This is a genomic window from Nakamurella antarctica (genome assembly GCF_003860405.1).
GTDB classification, from domain to species: Bacteria; Actinomycetota; Actinomycetes; order Mycobacteriales; family Nakamurellaceae; genus Nakamurella; species Nakamurella antarctica.
Window position 1 is genome coordinate 2,355,248 of sequence record NZ_CP034170.1, and the last position, 18,979, is coordinate 2,374,226.

Annotated in this window: 18 protein-coding genes; 4 read left to right on the forward strand and 14 right to left on the reverse strand. The window is 63.4% G+C overall.

Annotation, left to right across the window (positions count from 1 at the left end; translation table 11 throughout):
* Positions 1-54: 54 nt before the first annotated feature.
* The gene (locus tag EH165_RS10465; protein ID WP_206425914.1) at positions 55-1,152 is read right to left on the reverse strand and encodes a LacI family DNA-binding transcriptional regulator; all 1,098 of its coding nucleotides are present in this window, start codon (positions 1,150-1,152) and stop codon (positions 55-57) included.
* Between the two features lie 41 nt (positions 1,153-1,193).
* Positions 1,194-2,354 (reverse strand): uroporphyrinogen-III C-methyltransferase, encoded by a 1,161-nt coding sequence (cobA, locus tag EH165_RS10470; RefSeq protein WP_124799401.1) that lies wholly within the window; start codon positions 2,352-2,354, stop codon positions 1,194-1,196.
* 77 nt (positions 2,355-2,431) lie between these two features.
* Here cobA and EH165_RS10475 point away from each other — a divergent pair, with 77 nt between their 5' ends.
* The gene (locus EH165_RS10475; protein WP_124799402.1) at positions 2,432-4,282 is read left to right on the forward strand and encodes a DEAD/DEAH box helicase family protein; all 1,851 of its coding nucleotides are present in this window, start codon (positions 2,432-2,434) and stop codon (positions 4,280-4,282) included.
* A gap of 82 nt (positions 4,283-4,364) precedes the next feature.
* Positions 4,365-4,739 (forward strand): TIGR03618 family F420-dependent PPOX class oxidoreductase, encoded by a 375-nt coding sequence (locus EH165_RS10480; protein WP_239020785.1) that lies wholly within the window; start codon positions 4,365-4,367, stop codon positions 4,737-4,739.
* A gap of 9 nt (positions 4,740-4,748) precedes the next feature.
* Here the strand turns inward: EH165_RS10480 and EH165_RS10485 are convergent, their stop codons facing one another.
* The 12 genes from EH165_RS10485 to EH165_RS10540 all read right to left on the reverse strand — a co-directional run bounded on the left by EH165_RS10485 (position 4,749) and on the right by EH165_RS10540 (position 17,604).
* The gene (locus EH165_RS10485) at positions 4,749-5,978 is read right to left on the reverse strand and encodes a cytochrome P450 (RefSeq protein ID WP_124799404.1); all 1,230 of its coding nucleotides are present in this window, start codon (positions 5,976-5,978) and stop codon (positions 4,749-4,751) included.
* A gap of 63 nt (positions 5,979-6,041) precedes the next feature.
* Positions 6,042-8,186 (reverse strand): primosomal protein N', encoded by a 2,145-nt coding sequence (locus EH165_RS10490; protein ID WP_164479196.1) that lies wholly within the window; start codon positions 8,184-8,186, stop codon positions 6,042-6,044.
* A gap of 113 nt (positions 8,187-8,299) precedes the next feature.
* Positions 8,300-9,502 (reverse strand): methionine adenosyltransferase, encoded by a 1,203-nt coding sequence (gene metK / locus EH165_RS10495; RefSeq protein ID WP_124799405.1) that lies wholly within the window; start codon positions 9,500-9,502, stop codon positions 8,300-8,302.
* Positions 9,503-9,664: 162 nt separating this feature from the next.
* On the reverse strand, positions 9,665-9,925 hold the full coding sequence (gene rpoZ / locus EH165_RS10500; RefSeq protein ID WP_124800462.1) for a DNA-directed RNA polymerase subunit omega: 261 nt from the start codon (positions 9,923-9,925) through the stop codon (positions 9,665-9,667).
* 118 nt (positions 9,926-10,043) lie between these two features.
* A complete protein-coding gene (gmk, locus tag EH165_RS10505) occupies positions 10,044-10,631 on the reverse strand; it encodes a guanylate kinase (protein ID WP_124799406.1) in 588 nt (195 codons plus the stop codon).
* A gap of 58 nt (positions 10,632-10,689) precedes the next feature.
* Positions 10,690-11,004 (reverse strand): integration host factor, actinobacterial type, encoded by a 315-nt coding sequence (gene mihF, locus EH165_RS10510; RefSeq protein WP_124799407.1) that lies wholly within the window; start codon positions 11,002-11,004, stop codon positions 10,690-10,692.
* Between the two features lie 398 nt (positions 11,005-11,402).
* Positions 11,403-12,749, reverse strand: coding sequence for an acetyl-CoA carboxylase biotin carboxylase subunit (locus tag EH165_RS10515; protein WP_124799408.1), 1,347 nt, complete (start codon positions 12,747-12,749; stop codon positions 11,403-11,405).
* 94 nt (positions 12,750-12,843) lie between these two features.
* Positions 12,844-14,073, reverse strand: a complete 1,230-nt coding sequence (gene manA / locus EH165_RS10520; RefSeq protein WP_124799409.1) for a mannose-6-phosphate isomerase, class I — start codon at positions 14,071-14,073, stop codon at positions 12,844-12,846.
* Entirely contained in the window at positions 14,064-15,362 is a 1,299-nt protein-coding gene (locus tag EH165_RS10525) for a hypothetical protein (RefSeq protein WP_124799410.1), read from the reverse strand. Before EH165_RS10525 ends, manA begins: the two co-directional genes overlap by 10 nt.
* Positions 15,359-15,586 (reverse strand): Trm112 family protein, encoded by a 228-nt coding sequence (locus EH165_RS10530; RefSeq protein ID WP_124799411.1) that lies wholly within the window; start codon positions 15,584-15,586, stop codon positions 15,359-15,361. Before EH165_RS10530 ends, EH165_RS10525 begins: the two co-directional genes overlap by 4 nt.
* A gap of 83 nt (positions 15,587-15,669) precedes the next feature.
* Entirely contained in the window at positions 15,670-17,088 is a 1,419-nt protein-coding gene (locus tag EH165_RS10535; RefSeq protein ID WP_124799412.1) for a phosphomannomutase/phosphoglucomutase, read from the reverse strand.
* Between the two features lie 144 nt (positions 17,089-17,232).
* A complete protein-coding gene (locus EH165_RS10540; RefSeq protein ID WP_206425915.1) occupies positions 17,233-17,604 on the reverse strand; it encodes a DUF3499 domain-containing protein in 372 nt (123 codons plus the stop codon).
* A gap of 50 nt (positions 17,605-17,654) precedes the next feature.
* On the opposite strand from EH165_RS10540, the gene EH165_RS10545 reads away from it, so the two are divergent.
* Both EH165_RS10545 and EH165_RS10550 read left to right on the forward strand, forming a co-directional pair.
* Positions 17,655-18,119 (forward strand): GtrA family protein, encoded by a 465-nt coding sequence (locus tag EH165_RS10545; RefSeq protein ID WP_206425917.1) that lies wholly within the window; start codon positions 17,655-17,657, stop codon positions 18,117-18,119.
* Complete coding sequence (locus tag EH165_RS10550; protein ID WP_124799414.1) at positions 18,119-18,955, forward strand: glycosyltransferase family 2 protein; 837 nt, start codon at positions 18,119-18,121, stop codon at positions 18,953-18,955. The genes EH165_RS10545 and EH165_RS10550 overlap by 1 nt, the downstream gene beginning before the upstream one ends.
* Positions 18,956-18,979: the final 24 nt, after the last annotated feature.

Here is an 18,979-nt window from a genome sequence, read left to right on the forward strand (position 1 = left end):
GCTTGTTCGGGATCTCTCCCTGCACCATGTGGAGGCGCCTGCGAGAGTTGACAATCATGTGCGAGGAGGGGCGGTGCTGTCCCGGATCACCATCTCCGGGCTGATTACTTCGTTAGCTACAGCCTGACCCGCCATCAGCGCCGTCAGCATCTGGATGCACCGTCGGCCCAACAGCTCGAAGTCTTGCCTGAGAGTGGTCAGCGGCGGACTTAGATACGCCGCTGCCGCGATGTCGTCAAACCCGACTACTGAGACCTGCTCGGGCATCGCGATTCCCGCCTCGGTGAATGCCCGGATCAGCCCTAACGCCATCTGATCATTCGCAGCGAAGACCGCCGTTGGCAGTCGCTCCTTCAGCAGAAGCCCGCCGACCTCGTACCCACGACCGGCCGTCCAATCGCCGTCGAATATGCGATCCGCCGGCAACCCCGCTGATGTGAGTTCGGCGCTCCAGCCGCGAATCCGGGCCCGCGACTCCATAAACGCGGTCGGGCCCGCGAGATGCACAATATCGCGGTGCCCGAGGTCGATGAGGTGCTTGGTCAGTTTGCGAGCACCATCTTCATTGTCCACAGATGCCGTGTGAAATGTCTTGCAGGAGGCCACGTCCGCGGAAATAAGCACCATCGGGCAACGTGTCGACGCCGCCTCCGCGGCCGCCAACAAAGCCACAGATGGTGCGATCACCACCATGGCATCGACGCCCTGGTCCATGAAGTGCTCGAAAACGTTGGACAGCAATGCCTGTCCGCTCTCGTCCACGCTGACCAGGCTGACAAAGAATCCGGCCTCCCGTGCTGCGGCCTCGACCGCGATCAAGGTGCTGGTGGGTCCATAAAGGACCGAACGTGGGGTCACTACACCGATAACGCCGGAACGGTTGGTGACGAGAGTTCGGGCGGCAGTGTTTCTGCGGTAGCCAAGTTCGACAATTGCTTGCTGCACACGCTCTTTGGTTTCGCGCCGAACGTTGGGGTGGTCGTTGAGCACGCGCGAAACTGTTTGATGAGAGACGCCGGCGACCCTGGCGACGTCGTGCATTCCGGGTGAGCGCGCTGCGGAGCCGTGCATGAGGGCCACTGCTGAGTCACCAGCAGCCGAGTCACCATCAGCCGAGTCGCTATGAGACCCGCCGCCGACCGCAGCCACCACCACACGACCTTTTCGTTGAGAGCCGACCACACGAGGCGGAGCTAGTGTGAAGTTTTTGGATCGAATCCAGCGACCGCGCCGATCACTGTCACCGCAGGCGAAACAATACCGGCTGCCCTGGCAACTTCCGCGATGGTGCTGACCGTACCGTGCGCGGCGCGCTGCGATTCCAGGCCGGCGTCAGCGATCGTGGCAGCAGGGGTGTCTGCTGGCATCCCCCGCGCGATCAACTCGGCGGTGATGGTACCTAAATTGGCCACCGCCATCAGCAAAATGAGATCGGTACCGGTGCGTGCCAACGCTTCGTAGTCCAACCGCGACCGAGCATCACCCGGCGGCACATGGCCGGTGATCACGGTGAACCCTTGGTTGAGACCGCGGTGGGTGACCGGGATACCCGCAAGTGCCGGAGCAGCAATGGCGGACGTTACCCCGGGTATCACCACCACGTCGATACCCTCCGCGGCGCACGCGATCATTTCCTCGCCGCCGCGACCGAACACAAAGTTGTCGCCGCCCTTGAAACGGACCACGGTCTTTCCAGCGTGGGCGTGGACGATAATAAGCCGGTTGATCTCCTCCTGCGGGGTGGTAAGACCGCGTGGAATCTTTGACACATCAATGATCTCGGTGCCAGGCAGTACGTGCTCCAAAGCCGCGAGCGGCGCCAACCGATCGGTGATCACCACGTCGGCTTCCCGTAGCGCCGCTGCCCCTGCAATCGTGATCAGCGCGGGATCACCGGGTCCACCACCGACCAAAATCACCCGACCGCCAGGCTTTCGTAGCGTTCCAGTCTGTGGTTCGACGGCTGGGACCAGACCACTACCGCGCAAGCAAAAGACCTTGTTGGCAGTGCACAACTGCTCGGTTCTCAGGTCAATTTCAGCGTCGTTGGAGGCTGCCACTACAAGCCAAAAGTCCTGCAGGCCAACATCATCCAAGGTGCGCCGCTGCCAGCTGATGAGACCGCGCTCGGCCATGTCCTGAATCGACGGGAGTGCGCGTTCGGCAAACACCGTGACCGTGGCGCGAGCCGCTCGTAGGGCGGTAATTTTGGGGAGGGCATCGGGGCCGGCTCCGACAACCAGCACCGGGCGTCCCGCTAATTCGAGATGGGCCGCAAAACTTGTACTGCCGGACACTACGGCCTCCAGTGTGGGACTGACATTCTTTGGTGCAGTACTGCGCGGGTCGGTCATCAGCCTAGCGGCGACTCCCGGCAAGATAGATCTCTGGACCGCAGCACCCCCACCGCAGCAAGGATTGTCCTCACCCCATGCCCCCAAAGCGAAAGCGCACCAGCGCTAGGCGGACCACAGCTGTTGCGCGCAATCTCACCACCCGCACCGTTCGGCCCAGTTCGCGCAAGCCCTCTATCGGCAAAACTGCCACACCTGCGCCATTTGCCGCCTTCGGCGAGCGAATCTGGCTGCTAGAAGTACCTTTTGGTCAAGCCGCGCCCGGCGCAACCTGGGTTCCCCAGTGGAAGGCGCACTCGTACGCGGGCCCCGCGCTGCCGCCAGCCCTGGCATCCTTTGCCTCGAAGCCTTTCAGCTACCAGCGATGGCTGGAAGACGAGCTCAACGACGTCCCTGGCCCACCACCACGAAGCATCGTCGCCAAGGAGCCGCGGCGCGGTCAGTACGAGGGCGCAGATGCGATCATCGCCGCCGCCGAAGCGGGAGCAAGGCAGTTTTTGTTGGCCGATGCCCCTGGCACCGGTAAAACCATCACGCTCATTCTTGCTGCCATCGAGATCGCAAAATCCCGCCTGGCCGCTGCACCGCCGGCTAAAGGCCCCACTCGTAGGCCCCATATTCTGGTCACCGTTGACCGGCCCGCCGCTATTACTGTTGCGCACTGGCGTGCCTCCATCGCCGCGGTCCACGCTGGCGAACCGGTCCACCTCGGCGAGCTGACCAACTATGACGCCCAGCGCCCGCGCTGGCTAATCATCTCTCCCGATCAGCTATCGAAGTTGCTGGCCCGCAACGGAAAACCGCGATTTCGTTTCGACGTCGTCATCTTGGACGAAGCGCAACTGTACCGACATGTTGATACAAAACGGGTTTCGGCGATGCGCCGGGTCGCGCGGTTCGCAGATACCCACGACCAAGCACCGTTTGTGATCGCTGCGACTGCCACTCCCTCCCACAATCCGGCCGAATTAACCTACTTGGGGCCGGTTTTCGCACAGATCCATGGTGAGGATCCCAGCGCCTGGGATGACGTGGGAGCGCGGATGGCGGCCATGGGGCTGCCGTTGGTTCAGAGGTACGGAAAGTGGACGTGGAACGCCGAGGCTGCCCAATCGGGCGCACTGCAGTCGGAGTCGACCCGGGTGGTCCGACGATGGCTTACCGGCCACACGCCGTCACTGATGTTGCACCGCCCGGCAGAGTGGGGCGAGGCGCCACTGGAGCCGATGCCGGTGGAATTATCGGCCGCCGAGCAGGATCAGTACCGGGTGGATTGGGGCGTTTTCCAAAAGGAGATGGGACTGGCCCGGGTGGGGAAATCTGCTGCTCGAGGCCGCGCCGCCATCATGAGGTTTCGCCAGAAAGCTGGGATGATCCGGGTCCCCTACACGGTCGATTGGGTGCTGGCCCAGGTCGCCGCGGGCTGGCAGGTCGCAGTATCTGTCGAGTTCGTTTCGACTGCAGCAGACCCCATCGCAGACGCGTTGGCCGCTCAAGGCATTGCCGTGTCGAGGATCTACGGCTCCGGGCGATTCGATGCGGAAGCCGAACGCCTGAAGTTTCAGCACGGCCACACGCAGGTGTGCGTCTTCACCGTGACGTCGTCCATCAGTTTGCACGCTGGCGAGATGATGGCCGATGGATCACGCGCCACGCTCACCCCACGGATCGGTGTGCTGCATCAGCCTGGCTACTCGGGGATCGCTGCCCGACAGCGTTTGGGTCGGATTCACCGCGATGGGCAGGTGGGCGAATGGTGGATGGCCTACGCGGAGAACACTATTGAAGAACAGGTGGCCGGCACGTTGATGGATCGCCTGCGCTCCACCACAGACATTGTGGGCGGTGACACCAGCGCGTTGCGCAGCGTCGCTGCTCTCCTTGGCGCCGACTGGTTGCCGGAAACGGCACTGACCGAAACGGTCTAAGGCAAGTGCAGAGCAACGTCAAATGAAGGAGGAAAATGTGGCACCAGACAATGAACCTGTGACCCCGAACCTGTCCGAACCGATGCTGGAATTCGTCGCCGAACGGCACCTCGCGACGCTGACCACCCTGCGTGCTGATTTTAGTCCGCACGTGGTGGCCGTGGGCTTTACCTACGACCCCTCGACGGGAATGGCGCGCGTCATTACCGGACGCGGCACGGTCAAGGCGCGCAATGCCGGACGATCGCTGGACATCCCCGGCGGGACGCGGGCGGCAGTCTGCCAAGTTGACGGCCGACGATGGCTAACCCTGGAGGGACAAGTCCGCGTGAGCTCCGACCCGCTCGAGGTTGCCGAAGCCGTCCAGCGCTATGCAGTGCGATACCGCCAACCCAGGGTCAACCCCGAACGCGTCGTGATCATTATTCAGGTAGATCGCGCCCTCGGCCACGCGTGACAAAGTCCGCTACATCCTGACCCGCAGGGCCTTCAGCCCTCGAATCACGAACTGCGGGTGATATTCCGGTTCGGCGGCGAGCTCGATCTGCGGCGCCGCAGCGAGGATCTGGTTCAGCGAGATCTCGAGCTCCAGCCGGGCCAACGGGGCGCCAATGCAAAAATGGGTGCCGCCGCCGAACCCGATATGGTTCGCATCGCCGCGGCCGATGTCGAATGTGTCGGGATCCGGGAAGCGAGCGGGATCACGGTTAGCCACACCGAACATCATGCCGATCTGCTCCCCCACCGCGAACTCTCGTCCGGCGATCACCACCCCCTCCTCCAGAACCCATCGCTGGAAGAGTTGCAGCGGTGCGTCAAATCGAATCAGCTCCTCCACCGCGGTCTGCGGCGTCACCTCACCGGACGTCAAGCGATCCCACTGCCGCCGGTGCTTCATCAGGGCACGCATCCCGTTGCCGAGGGTGTTGACTGTGGCCTCGTGGCCCGCATTCAACAAAACGATGACGGTACAGATGATCTCGTCATCCGTCAGCGTGTCCCCTTCATCGGCCACTGACACCAACTGGGAGATCAGATCCGGCTGCGGATCACTGCGCCGAGCCCGAATCAACGCTCGCACGTAATCGATGAACTCGGCCGCACAGTCTTCCGCGTTCTGCCGCTGCGCCGCAGAGTTAGAGAACTCGTACATTTTCACGATGCCGTGCGACCAGCGGAGCAACGACGGCCCATCAGCTTGGGGAACTCCCAAAAGCTCGCAGATGACGGCCACCGAATACGGCTGGGCGTAATCAGCAATGAGATCGAATTCGCCTCTGGCCACACAGGTGTCGAGAATATTCTGAGAAAACTGTGCCACCTGCGGTCGCAGCGCAGCTACGGACTTCGGCGTGAATACCTTGGTGACCAGCCGGCGGAGCCTGGTGTGATCCGGTGGTTCGAGGTTGAGCATGGACCAGCGCTCAGACTCCTGCCACCGTGGGTAGGTCTTGGATGGCTCCGGCTGCCCGAACTCCGCCGGGGTGTACTTGTGCTCATACATCCGGCCCAGCGAGCGGTTCCGCAGGCTGGCGTGTACGTCGGCGAAAGTGGTGAGGAGCCACAGCTTTTGCTCGGGATAGAAAAGTAGTGGCCCAGCTTCCCGGAGCGCGGTAAACACCGGATAGGGGTTGCTGATGAAGCCGGTGTCTTCAGGGTCGAATCCCATTTGCAGTGGCGTGGTGTGTGCGCTCATATGTCGTTCCTATCCCATCGGGGTGGCTCGGATACGAATGCGCGCCGTCACGGGTGGTGCTGGCTAGAACATCAACAGCGGATCCATCCGGGACTTTGCGGAGTCCGGGTCTTTGCGCGCACTGCGAGCTGCCGCCGCAACGTGCAGAGCGTGGGCGAGCTGTTTGTGCCGATTAAGCGGGATTCGCACCAGCGCGCGCTCCGTATCAAACGGGTAGTCCAGCTCCACGGGGCCGAGCAACTCCGCCCCCTCGGGCAGTTGCAATTGTTCCAAGAACGCAGCGACTCCAGCGGGTTTACCCTCCACCGCTGCCATTGCCACGGCTGGCGGGAATCCCAACTCCCGGCGCGCTGCTAGCTCGGCAGCTGCGTGACCGGCGGGATCCCAGCGGATCAATGCCTGAACTGTCGGCAGTGAAGAGTCTGCGCCGACCACCACTCGGCCGCCTACTGATCCGGGCCGCACCAGCGTCGCCGCCGCCATCCATCGTCGCAGCGTTTCTTCCGCCGCGCGTAGGTCGGGCCGAGCCAGAAGCGCGCCGCCGTCCAGCAAAAGCGCTGCGCCGTAGCCTTCTTCGGCAACCGGTTCCGCCCCCGGGGTCGCGATCACTAGCGCTGGCGCCGCCTCCACCCGTGCTTGCACTTCCTCGCCTGCACTGGTCACGATCTTCACGCCCGCGAAGGCCCGCCCAATCTCCTCTGCGGTCCGCGCAGATCCCGTCACCACCGCCCGAAAGGATAGTGCCGCGCAAGCCGGGCACGACCACGGCGCGGCCAAGGCCCCACACCAACGGCACGCTGGCACTGAGGATCCGTGCCGTATACCCAGGGGACCGCGACAGGGCCGACACCGGGCGGGTCGCCGGCAACTCGAGCATGCCAAGGACGGAAGGTACCCCCGCCGAGGGACCTGAATCAACACTGGCCTGCCAGCCGCCAGCGCCGTCCGGGCGGCATCGAAGGCCGCTGGGCTCAAGCGTGCGTGGGCTGCCGCAGAGTCGCTTCCGCGGGCGTACTCGTCGCCCGCCGCTTCGATCCTCGGACCCGCCGCGCGGATCGCGATGCGGGAAGCCTCGATGGGATGGGCCCAGCCGGACTCCACGAGCAGCTGCGCCTCGGCAGTCCGGGCGAAACCCCCCACCAAAAGTGCGGCCTTTGACGACGCCGAACGCAGCATCAGTACCTCACGGGCGTGCGGATACGGGGCGCGTTGCTCAGCGAAAAGGTCGTCCCCGTCGTCGAAAATCACCAGCAGCCCAACATCGCGCACCGGTGCGAATGCTGCAGCGCGCGTCCCGATCGCCACGCTCACCTCACCGCGGCTGATCGCCAAGAACCGGCGGTATCGCTCCGCCGGACCCAGATCGGCCGCCAGCGCCATGTAGGCGCCCGCCCCCAGCACGTCCGTCATCGCCGCATCCAGGCGCGCCAGGTCCCGCGCATCAGGAACGACCACCACCGCCCCGCGGCCACCGGAAACACACGCGCGGACAGCTTCCGCGATCCGCAGCGGCCAGTCTTCGCCCGGTAGCGCCTGCCAGACGGCCCGCACCGGCTTGCGTTCGTGAACCGCTTGCAAATATGACTTGCCCGCGGTGTAGGCATCCCAGCCGCCGGCGTCGAACGCAGCCAGAGGGGCACCAATCGCGGCTGTGCGAAGGCTGGATAGACCACGATTTTGGGTGGAAAGCACAGTTGCCGAATTGGGGTCTACGACCAGGGAAGTGGCGGCCGAGCCCGCTTTTTCTACTGCCGCATGCCGTGGCGGTATTGCCAGCCGCAGGATGTCCGAGAGGGTTCCTGCGTACCGGTCAGCCACGGCGCGCGCGAGTGCCGCAATTTCGGGAGCGAGGACCCGCTCACCCGATACCACCTTGTCCAGGTAGCCGAGCTTTCCCACATGGTCCGAGGAGTCCTTGCGCGCCAACACGTATCCGTCGACCAAGCGCCCAGAAAATCGGACCCGAACACGCACCCCCGGCTGCGCTAGTGCGGCCAGATCTTCGCTCACCTGATAGTCGAAAGGCCGGTCTAAGTGCGGCAGCCCGGTATCGACAGCCACCGAGGCCACGGGCAGCGCGGCGGCCGGCACCAGCGCTCCGGGTGGCCTCTTGGTGGCGCCGCGTTTTGTCAACTGCGGCCGCGACGAAACCACCGCACCTTCGTTATCCGGGATTGCGCCCCCCTCCACCCGCGTGCTGACACCCATGGGTCAAGACTTACCAGACACTGCCGACGGCGCCTGCGCGATACAAACCTTCAACAGCGCCGCACGGCGGGACGCACGGCCATACGGCGGGGCGCACGGCAAATCGGGAGGGCCTAGAAGTTCAGCGCGGCTTTCAACGCGTCGACCCGGTCGAGCTTCTCCCAGGGCAAATCAATGTCTGTCCGGCCGAAGTGGCCGTAGGCCGCGGTCGGGGCGTAAATGGGGCGAAGGAGGTCAAGGTCACGGATGATGGCACCGGGCCGCAGATCGAAGACCTGTGAGATGGCGTCGCCAATCTTCGCCGGGTCGATCTGTTCGGTACCAAATGTCTCCACGAACAATCCCACCGGTTCCACCTTGCCGATGGCGTACGCCACTTGAACTTCGATGCGCTCGGCAAGGCCGGCAGCAACAACGTTCTTGGCCACCCACCGCATGGCGTACGCGGCAGAACGGTCCACCTTTGACGGATCCTTTCCGGAGAACGCGCCACCCCCGTGACGGGCCATTCCGCCGTAGGTGTCGACGATGATCTTGCGGCCGGTCAGACCCGCGTCGCCCATGGGGCCACCGATCACAAAGCGCCCGGTCGGGTTGACGAACAGCTTGTATCCGTCAGTGATGATGTCGAGTTGCCCAAGTTCGGGCTCCACCACCTGCTGGCGAATGTCGGTGGCCAACAAGTTCACCAGGTCGATGTCTTCGGCATGCTGGCTGGACAGCACGACGGTGTCCAATCTGATGGCTTTGTCGCCGACGTATTCGATGGTGACCTGGGTCTTGCCGTCGGGACGAAGGTAGGGCACTGCGCCGGACTTGCGCACCGCCGTCAGCCGGCGAGAAAGCCTGTGGGCCAACGCGATCGGCAGCGGCATCAACTCCGGCGTGTCGTTGCAGGCGTAACCGAACATCAAACCCTGATCGCCAGCGCCTTGCCGAGAGATGGCGTCATCGCCGTAGGCGTCGTCGCCCGTCCGCGACTCGTAGCCCTCGTCGACACCTTGGGCAATATCTGGGGACTGCGAACCGATCGCGACGTTCACGCCACACGAGGCTCCGTCAAAACCCTTGGCGGAAGAGTCGTAACCGATAGCGAGCACCGTGTCCCGAACGATGGTCGGGATGTCGGCGTAGGCGGTGGTGGTTACCTCGCCAGCGACGTGCACTTGGCCGGTGGTAACCATGGTCTCGACCGCCACGCGGCTTGCGGGGTCCTGTCGAAGCAGTTCGTCCAGGATCGAATCGCTGATGGCATCGCAGATCTTGTCCGGGTGGCCTTCTGTGACGGATTCAGAGGTGAAGAGGCGGGATGCCACAGAGGTTCTCCATTGGTAGATGTCAGATATTGCAACGCCGACAGGAAACTGGCAGAGACTAGCTGGATAAGCGCCTGGCAACAGGAATGCCAACTTCGAAAAATGCCAACGCCCACCCCGGACACATTCCGGGGTGGGCGGGGTGCAAGACGCTGGTGCAGGTCACACGCCTTCGGTGTGGTCCAGCAGGCTCGCGTTGATTTCACGCAGAGCAATCGAAAGAGGCTTTTCCTTCGGCAACGGCTCCACTAGCGGACCGACGTAATCCATCAGGCCCTCATTGAGCTGCGCGTAATAGTCGTTGATCTGGCGTGCCCTCTTAGCCGCGTAGATCGACAGTGCGTACTTTGAGCTGGTCTTGGTGAGCAGCTCGTCGATCGGCGGGTAGGTAATACCTGCCGCGGCGATCTGTGCCGGGGTCATAGGCTTGGTCGACGGTGTCGTCACAAAAACGCTCCAGAGTCTTTTCTTTGTGCCGGTTGCGACGTGCTGCCGCGGTGCGACCGGCGGTGGTTAACGCTCGAGATACGGCGGCGAGAACTCACTGTGACATTAAGTCTACCAAGGCCGAGGTGGCAACGGCGACGTCAGTGTTTACTACGGTGTGGTCGAACTCGGGTTCAGCGGCTAACTCGGCCCTAGCAGCATCGAGCCGCGCCGTCCTGGTGGCTACGTCTTCGGTGCCTCGTCCGGTAAGCCGACGGGCTAATTCTTCAAAGGATGGCGGCGCCAGGAAGAGCAAGATCGCCTCGCTTCCCACCCCGCCAGATGCGCGCACTTGACGAGCACCTTGCACCTCGATTTCCAGAAGCACGTCCTGGCCAGCATCGAGTCTGCTTTCCACCTCGGTGCGGGGGGTTCCGTAAAAGTTCCCCGCGAATTGGGCATGCTCGAGCATCTCGCCAGCCTGAACAAGGCAGGCGAAGGTGTCGGTGTCGACGAAGTGATAATGCACCCCGTCACGTTCTCCCGCGCGCGGTTGGCGGGTAGTGGCCGAGATCGAATAATGCAGCGCTGGCAGCTGGGCACGCACAAGGCCCAGCACGGTGCTCTTCCCCACCCCGGACGGACCGGAGAGGACGAAGAGTCGGCCGCGCTGGGCCTTGTGGTGGATCGTGGCGTCGCTCATGTGCGGCTGTCCCCCACCACCGGCGCCGATCTTGGGGCCAACGGAAGAGGGAAAAGAATCAGCTACCGAACTCGGCGAGCAGTGCCGCGCGCTGTCGTTCGCCCAAGCCACGTACCCGGCGGCTGGGAGCGATTTCGAACTGCTCCATCAGCTGCGCTGCACGCACCTTGCCGACACCCGGCATGGCCTCAAGCAAGGCCGAAACCTTTAATTTCGCCAACGCTTCGTTGGTCTTGGCGTCGACCAGAACCTGGTTCATGGTCGACGTTCCCTTCTTCAGGCTTTCCTTGAGCTCGGCGCGGGCTTTACGCGCGGCGGCTGCCTTTTCCAAGGCTGATGCGCGCTGCTCGGGGGTCAACTGGGGCAATGCCACTTCGGCCTCACTTCGGTGTTGGGTAAACGGTGGTCGGATAAAGCTGAATCGATGGTGCTAGTCCGCACTCGTGTCAGGGTAAGTACCCCGGCAGGAGTTGGTGCGGGCGGCTGCGACCCTTGACGAACGTACAGATGAGGGCATGTCCGGGGCAAACCGGCGGAGAAAAACTATCGGCAGTTCTCGCTCGCTCCCCCGGTCGTCGGAGCGCACGCTACGGTATCTCGCACGGCGGGGCCGCTGGGCGAGCTGATCACCACCGATGATTAGCCCTAGTCTAGGCCGCGTAAGTCCAGTTCACAGCCCTGAGACCGCCTAAAGTTGCCTCTATCACGTGCCCGGGCACTGGTTCACAGAAAGTTCCCACGCACTTGCCCGTCCCAGAGCTAGAAATCAGCTCACTTGCGAGCACGCATCCGGGCAATGATTCCGGTGTCGTAGTCGCCCGAGATAAACTCTTCGTTGTCTAGCAGCTCCGCGTGGAACGCAAGATTCGACTTGGGCCCCACCACTACGAAATTTGCCACCGCAGCCCGGAGCGTGCGCAGCGCGTCGGAGCGATCACTCCCGTGCACGATCAGCTTGGCCATGAGCGAATCGTAGGACGGAGTTACTGTCGTGCCATTGGCATAGCCGGAGTCGACCCGCACACCCGGGCCGGAGGGCTCCTCCCACTCGGTGATGACGCCTGGTCCCGGCAGAAACCTTTTGGAATCCTCGGCATTGATCCGTAGTTCTATGGCGTGCCCGCGAGACACGAGCGTCGCCGGGTCGAAGTCCACTGGCTCACCAGCGGCGACTCGGAGCTGCGCCTGTACCAAGTCAATGCCGAGCACGGCCTCGGTAATGGGGTGCTCCACCTGCAGCCGGGTGTTCATTTCGAGGAAGAAGAACTCGCCGGTCTCCGGGGCGAGAAGAAACTCGACGGTGCCAGCGCCGCGGTAGTCGACAGCTTCGCCCGCCTTGCGGGCCGCGCTCAGCATCTGCGCGCGCAGCGCGTCATCGACCGCGGGTGAGGGGGTCTCCTCCGCGACTTTTTGGTTGCGACGCTGCACGGAGCAGTCGCGCTCCCCCAGCGCCAGTACCGTGCCGTCGGCCAAGCCAAGGATTTGAACCTCCACATGACGCACCCGCGGGTAGTACCGCTCCACGAAGACCGAGGAGTCGCCGAAGAGCCGGCCGGCGAACGCTGTGACCTTTTCGTATTCGGCCTCCATCGCTGCCGCCGAGTCAACGACGGCCATCCCCATTCCGCCACCGCCGGCGGAGGCTTTGATCATCACCGGGTAGCCAATTTCAGCGGCTGAGTCGAGGGCTGCTTGCGCGCTGTTCAGTGCATCCTCAGATCCTGGTGCCACCGGCACGCCAGCGGCCTGCATGGCGTTCCGGGCGGCGATCTTGTCACCCATGGCGGTAATAGCCTCCGGTGACGGGCCCACCCAGATCAGGCCGGCGTCCACTACCGCGCGCGCGAAATCGGTGTTTTCGGAAAGGAACCCGTATCCGGGGTGGATGGCAGCCGCCCCGGTGGCGAGGGCCGCAGCCAGCACCGCCTCAGCATTGCGATAGGACTGCGCGGGGTCGGCCGGACCGATGAGCACCGCTTCGTCAGCTTCGAGGACGAAGGGCAGATCTACGTCGGCTTCGGAGTACACGGCGATCGTGCGCAGGCCCATTGCCTTCGCCGTGCGGATAACGCGTCTGGCGATTTCGCCGCGGTTGGCTACCAGCAGGGAGTCGAACATGTAAGGGCACCTCTTTCGTTGAAAGCCGTTGCAGCGTCGAGTGTCTACCTAGGTTGGTACGGGGGAACGTCTACATCTATGGAGCGGTACGGAGCTACGCGGTGAGTTCTCCGGGTCGGCCTACGGTAGCCCGGTAAATCGTGCCATTGCCCCACACCGAGACAGACCGATCGCGGGCCTTGATCCATGCGGATTGCCCACGGCGCAGGTCCAGAACCGATCCGTCGTTATGGGCCACGCTCACGGCCCCCTCGGTGCACAGAAGGATTTGCGGCCCCAGACTTGCCAGCGTGATCATCGCACCAACATCGGCGCCAGCCAGGTCCAGCCGGGACAATTCGAATTCTGGTGCCGGGGTCTGGTAGTAGACCTCGATTCCATCGCGTACCTCCCCGGTCAGCACTTCGCGGTCGCCCGCGCTGAAATCCAAGATGCGCACAAGTTCGGGCACGTCGACATGCTTGGGGGTCAACCCGCCCCGAAGGACATTGTCGGAGTTGGCCATGATCTCCACGCCGACACCCGAGAGATAGGCGTGCAAATTGCCAGCAGGAAGGTAGAGCGCTTCCCCCGGCTGCAGCGTGAGCCGGTTCAGCATCAGGCTGGCCAGCGCACCCCAATCCTCTGGGTACCGCTCCCCCAAACTCAGAGCCGTCCGGTACTCGGCCTCGAACGGCGTGCCCCGGCCAATCGCCGTGACAGCTCCTGCCAGCACTGCGCTGAGCAACTGCGTCATCCGCGTCTGCGGCAGCGTGACCAAGGTGGAAAATAGGGCCCGCACTCCGTCGGAATCTGGTTGCCCAGACAACAGCGACAGGAAGTGGTCCAGCTCCGGGACCTGCAGACCCGCAAGGACTTTCACCGTCGCCGCCGGATCCCGGAAACCGCACAGCGCCTCAAATGGAGTGAGGGCGCAAATCAACTCGGGCTTGTGGAACCGATCTTTGTAGTTCCGATCGGGGCTGGCGAGGGGGATCCCCTGGGCATCCTCTTGGTCATACCCTTGCTCTGCCTGAATGATCGAAGGGTGCGCTTGCAAGGAGAGCGGCTGCTCTGCGGCAAGAACTTTGAGGAGAAACGGTAACCGGTCATGGAATCGATGAGCGGCTTCCGCCCCCAGATGCAGCTCAGGGTCACGTGCGATAGCTGTGTCCAGACGCGTTGGCGCACCGTCAATATCGATCTGGGACGGGTCGCCTGGATGAGCACCCAACCAGAGTTCCGCATACGGATGCGCAGACGGGACGGGTTCACCGAGGAGTTCCGCGATCGCAGTTCTGGATCCCCAGGCATAGGGCCGGATGCGGTTGCGCATTAGTTCCACCGGTCGACGTCCTCCTGATCACGAGCAATGTGCATGACTGTATCGGGCCGCAGCGCGCCCCTCCCGCTCAACTGGCCACCCAGGCCCGCTGGCGAATCAAGAGGCGCGGCCTGACCGGCACCGACACCGATGTAGACGGCAGCAAAATCCAACCGAAGCATCATGACGGCAGCCGCAGCCCAATCAGCAATGAGCGGTCGAAAGGGGCCATCTGATTCCGCGCCCGTCGGCGTCGGGAAGCTCCCCGAACGCCACCCTTGCGAGTGCGCCATCACCAATTCAGGGCCGTCGAGTGCGATTGCATTCGGCAGCGCCCGCGTGATGGTCGAATACCACGCCAACAGCGGCGCAAACCCGGTCACAGGTGGGAACTGTGCGGGCCGAGCCTTCAGCACCACAGGCCGCAGCGGCAGCTGAATCGGCGCGTCATCACCGTCGAGCAACTCGTCAAAGGGATCAGCGAAAATGTCGGGGCGTCGAGTGAGTCGCTCCACCAGGGCCGGTGCCTGACTGAGCTGTTCCTGCGTATAGACGGCGGCAGGATAACCAGCGATCTCGGCCAAAACACCGGCGCCGTGCGCGGTCAGCGCATCCCCCACCGGCTCGCTGCCGATCAGCACGCCCATACCCGACACTAGATGCAGCGCAAGCGCTTTCGCTGGATTCATAAACATTTCACTGCTGGGTGCACACATCAGGGATTGTGCATCCAGCAGGTCAGCAAGTAGACCAATCTCCGCTGACGTCGGCGCCCCACCCATTTCCCCCAATAAGCCGCACGCGCCTGCAACCATCAACAACGTCGTCAGCCGGGAAGGCCCCGCCAGTGCCTCCGGGATTCCCATCGCTGGAACTGACAGGCTGGGTCCAGCGGCGTACGCCATCTCGCCATCGGCAGCGGCGCGCACGAGTACGGCAGCGCCGCGCCTGCGAGCAATTTCGACCGCGGAAGCCACGCCAAGCCCGCCCGAATCGCCGTCGGAGGCGAAGACCACCACGGCGTCGAGGGCGCCGATCCAGGACGGCAATACGGCGCTCACCAACGTGGGAACCGGTGAGCGGGAGCCAATCAGCGCAAGGCCAATAGCTGCATCCGCAGCTGCTCGACCTTGGGCAATCACTACCAGCGCTCGTGGGCGAAGGCCGACAAACGCCGCAAGGGCGGAGGCAGCACTCAACGGGGACGACCGGACCTGGGCCCCCGCAGTAGCCGCTGCTGGTAGGAGTGCCGCGGCGTCACGGTCCATCAGTGCGGCGGGGTCGCTGAGTAGCACTTCCAGGTCGCTCACGGCACCTGGCCGCCGGGGAGCGCGGCCTCGTCCAGCAATAACACCGGAATCCCATCCCGCACCGGGAACATTCTTCCGCACTCGGTGCAGGTCAGGGCTAGAGCTAACGCGTCATCGGGGGTGCCGAGGACCAGCGGGGCGTGATGTTCCGCGGGGCAGGCGAGAACCTCCAGAAGAGCAGGATCCAGAACTGCGGTGAGCGGGTTCACGGGAGAAGTTGCCATGGGAACAGTGTGACCCACTTCCGGGTGGAATGCCCCGTGGGGCTAACTCAGCAGCCAACAGGACGGCCAACTCAGGAACCAACTCAGGACCGTATGACGGCGAGCAACTCATCCCGCAGCGTCGCCATCTGCTCCGTCGTCGCCGCTTCCACGTTGAGCCGCAACAGCGGTTCAGTGTTTGAAACGCGCACATTGAACCAGCTGCCATCCGGCAGCGTAACGGTGACACCGTCCATCTCGTCGATCTCGCCATCGCGTGCTGCGCCGAACTCACGGATTAGCTGTTGTTTCCCGGGCGCATCGTCGACGGTCGAGTTGATCTCCCCTGAAGCGCTGTACCGGTCGTAATCCGCGACGAGAGCCGAGAGAGGCCCCGCCTGTCCGCCCAGTGCGGCAAGGACGTGCAATGCGGCCAACATCCCGGTGTCGGCCTTGAAGAAGTCCGCAAAGTAGTAATGCGCGGAGTGTTCCCCGCCGAAAATGGCGCCGGTGCGGGCCATCTCGGCTTTGATAAACGAATGACCGACTCTGGTCCGAACACTGGTACCGCCGGCTGCATCCACGATTTCCGGTACGGCTCGGGAGGTAATGAGGTTGTACAGGATGGTGGCGCCCGGGTGCTTCGCGAGCTCGCGCTCGGCTACCAGCGCCGTAATGGCCGATGGCGAGACCGGGAGGCCTCGTTCGTCCACTACAAAACACCTGTCCGCATCCCCGTCGAAAGCGAGGCCAATATCTGCTCCGGCAGCTTTCACGGCGGCCTGCAGGTCGACGATGTTTTTCGGGTCTAGCGGATTTGCCTCGTGGTTCGGGAAGGAGCCGTCCAGCTCAAAAAACAGCTCTTTGATCGTCAGCGGCAACCCACCGAGAACCGCCGGAACTGTGTAACCGGCCATGCCGTTACCCGCGTCCACCACCACCGTCAGCGGACGAATGTGAGTCAGATCCACCAAGTTCAGCAGAAACTGCGAATACCCGGTGAGAAGGTTCCGCTCCTCGATGGCGCCCTTGGTGGCGGCTGGGACCACCACGGCTCCGTCCAAGATCGCGGCTGCCTCGTCCCGAACCTGAACCAAGCCGGTCTCGGAGCTAACTGGTACGGCGCCGGCGCGGCAGAACTTGATGCCGTTGTATTCCGCCGGATTGTGCGAGGCGGTGAACATCGCGCCGGGAAGGTTCAGGATTCCTGACGCGTAGTACAACAGGTCGGTTGATCCGAGACCTGCATTGATCACGTTCAGGCCCGCGCCGGTGACCCCGCCCGCAAAAGCCGCGGCCAGACCCGGCGAAGATTCGCGCATGTCGTAGGCCATCACCACAGCGCCCGGCCCGCCGTCAGCCGAATCTTCCCGCACCAGGTGGGCGAAGGCGACGCCCAGTGCCCTCGCGGCATCCTCGGTGAATTCGACGCCGACCAGGCCGCGTACGTCATAAGCCTTGACGATCGCGCGTAGCCGATTTCCAGCTGTATCTGACGAGCCTGAAGTGCGTGTGTCGCTCATGAAGAGGGTTCCTTTGCTTGCACGAATCTGTGCGTCATTGCTCGCAGTGTCGGACGCGCCGGTTGCGGCCAGGGTTGTTCGTGGAAAAGAATAGTCGGCGTTCTTGAGCGGCATCGCATCCGAAACACGCTGGCAGCGCGCGGGCTAAGCCTCGGGAAAGCGCAATACGCGCAAATGCCCACGCCGACCAGTGGTGTGCTCCTGGGGCTCACTGCGTTCGGCGCGGCCAGCCTCCCGCACAGCGTCCGCCAAGGCCTCTAGGTCGTCGGAGTTGGGCGAAGAGAGATCAAATTCCGCGCTGGGGCGGACCACTTCCCACCCTTTGGGGGCGGTCAGGCCAAGCGCATGATCAGAACACAAATCGTAAGAATGCGGCTCGGCAGCAGACGCGAGCGGCCCCACGACGGCAGTCGACTCGGCATAGGCAAACGTCAGGGTCGCCACAGCTGGGTTGATGCACCCGCTCCGCGAGCACCGTCGATTTCTCACCACACCCGCCACCCTAAGGTGCGCCATCCGCGCTGGAGGTGCGACTCGCCGCACCTTGCGTAGGGTTACCGATTGAAATGACGAATCACGACGCACCGCGGCCGCCAGCGGGGATGGCGGGCACACCTGGGCCGCTGCTGCGACTCATCCGGGATCAGCGCATCGCGTTCCTGCTCGTTGGCGGATTCAATACTGCGATCGGCGCGTTTTTCTTTATCCTTTTCCAGCTAATCCTCGGCGATTCCCGGTATCTTCTCGTGCTGCTGTGCGCCCACATCTGCGCGGTCCTCTGCGCCTTTGTTCTCTACCGCCGGTTCGTTTTCCGGGTCCGGGGTCACCTCGCGCGGGATCTAGCCCGGTTCGAGCTGGTGAACCTGACGTCGTTGCTCATCAACGCCGCGCTCCTGACGGTCGCCGTGAGCGCGCTTACCCTTCCGGTCCTACCCTCGCAACTGGTGATTACCGCAGGCACCATGCTGATCAGCTTCTTCGGCCACCGCGGCTTTTCCTTCCGGCGGACGGCGACCGAGGGGAAGGTGTAATGCCTCGGGTTTCCGTCGTTGTTCCCGCCTACAACAGCGTTCGGTTTATTGGGGCCACGATCGACTCGATCCTGGCCCAGTCCTACCGGGACTTTCACCTTTACATCAGTGACCACAGTTCCACAGACGGGACCTGGGAGGAGCTGCAGCGTTATGCAGGTCACGCTCAGGTGACGCTGAGCAGATTGCCCACCGGCGGCGGAGCTCCCGCCAATTGGAACGCGGTAACGGCACACGCGAGTTCAGATCTGATCAAGTTGGTCTGCGGTGACGATCTGGTCTACCCGGATTGTCTCGCGGTACAGGTGGCCGCTTTCGATTCGCACCCCGGCACCGTCATGGTGGCGTCCGCGCGGGACATCATCGACGCTGCGGGGATGCCGATGATTCGCGGCCGTGGACTCGCCGGAATGACGGGCCCCATCAGGGGCCGCGACGCAGTCCGCCGCACCATCCTTGCGGGCGTCAATATCTTCGGTGAACCGGGCTGCGTCCTGTTCGACCGATCCACCTTGCTCGACGTGGGTGGATGGGATGCGAGATTCCCCTACCTCATCGACCAGGCGACCTACACTCGCGTGCTCCTCCGGGGAGATTTAGTAGCGATTCCAGAGCCGCAAGCGGGATTCCGGATCAACGACGATCAGTGGAGTGTCGCGCTGGCAAAATCCCAGTCCGCGCAGGCGAAGTCGTTTCACCGCTGGGTGTTTGAGACTCAACCAGGGATACTGGGCACTCTCGATTTGCTCAGGGGCAACGCGATGGCGACAGCGATGGCCCTAGCTCGTCGAGCGGTCTCCGCCTGGCTTCGACGATCCCGCTCAACCACACCGTAGGTTGAACCTGCTCGGCTATAGTTT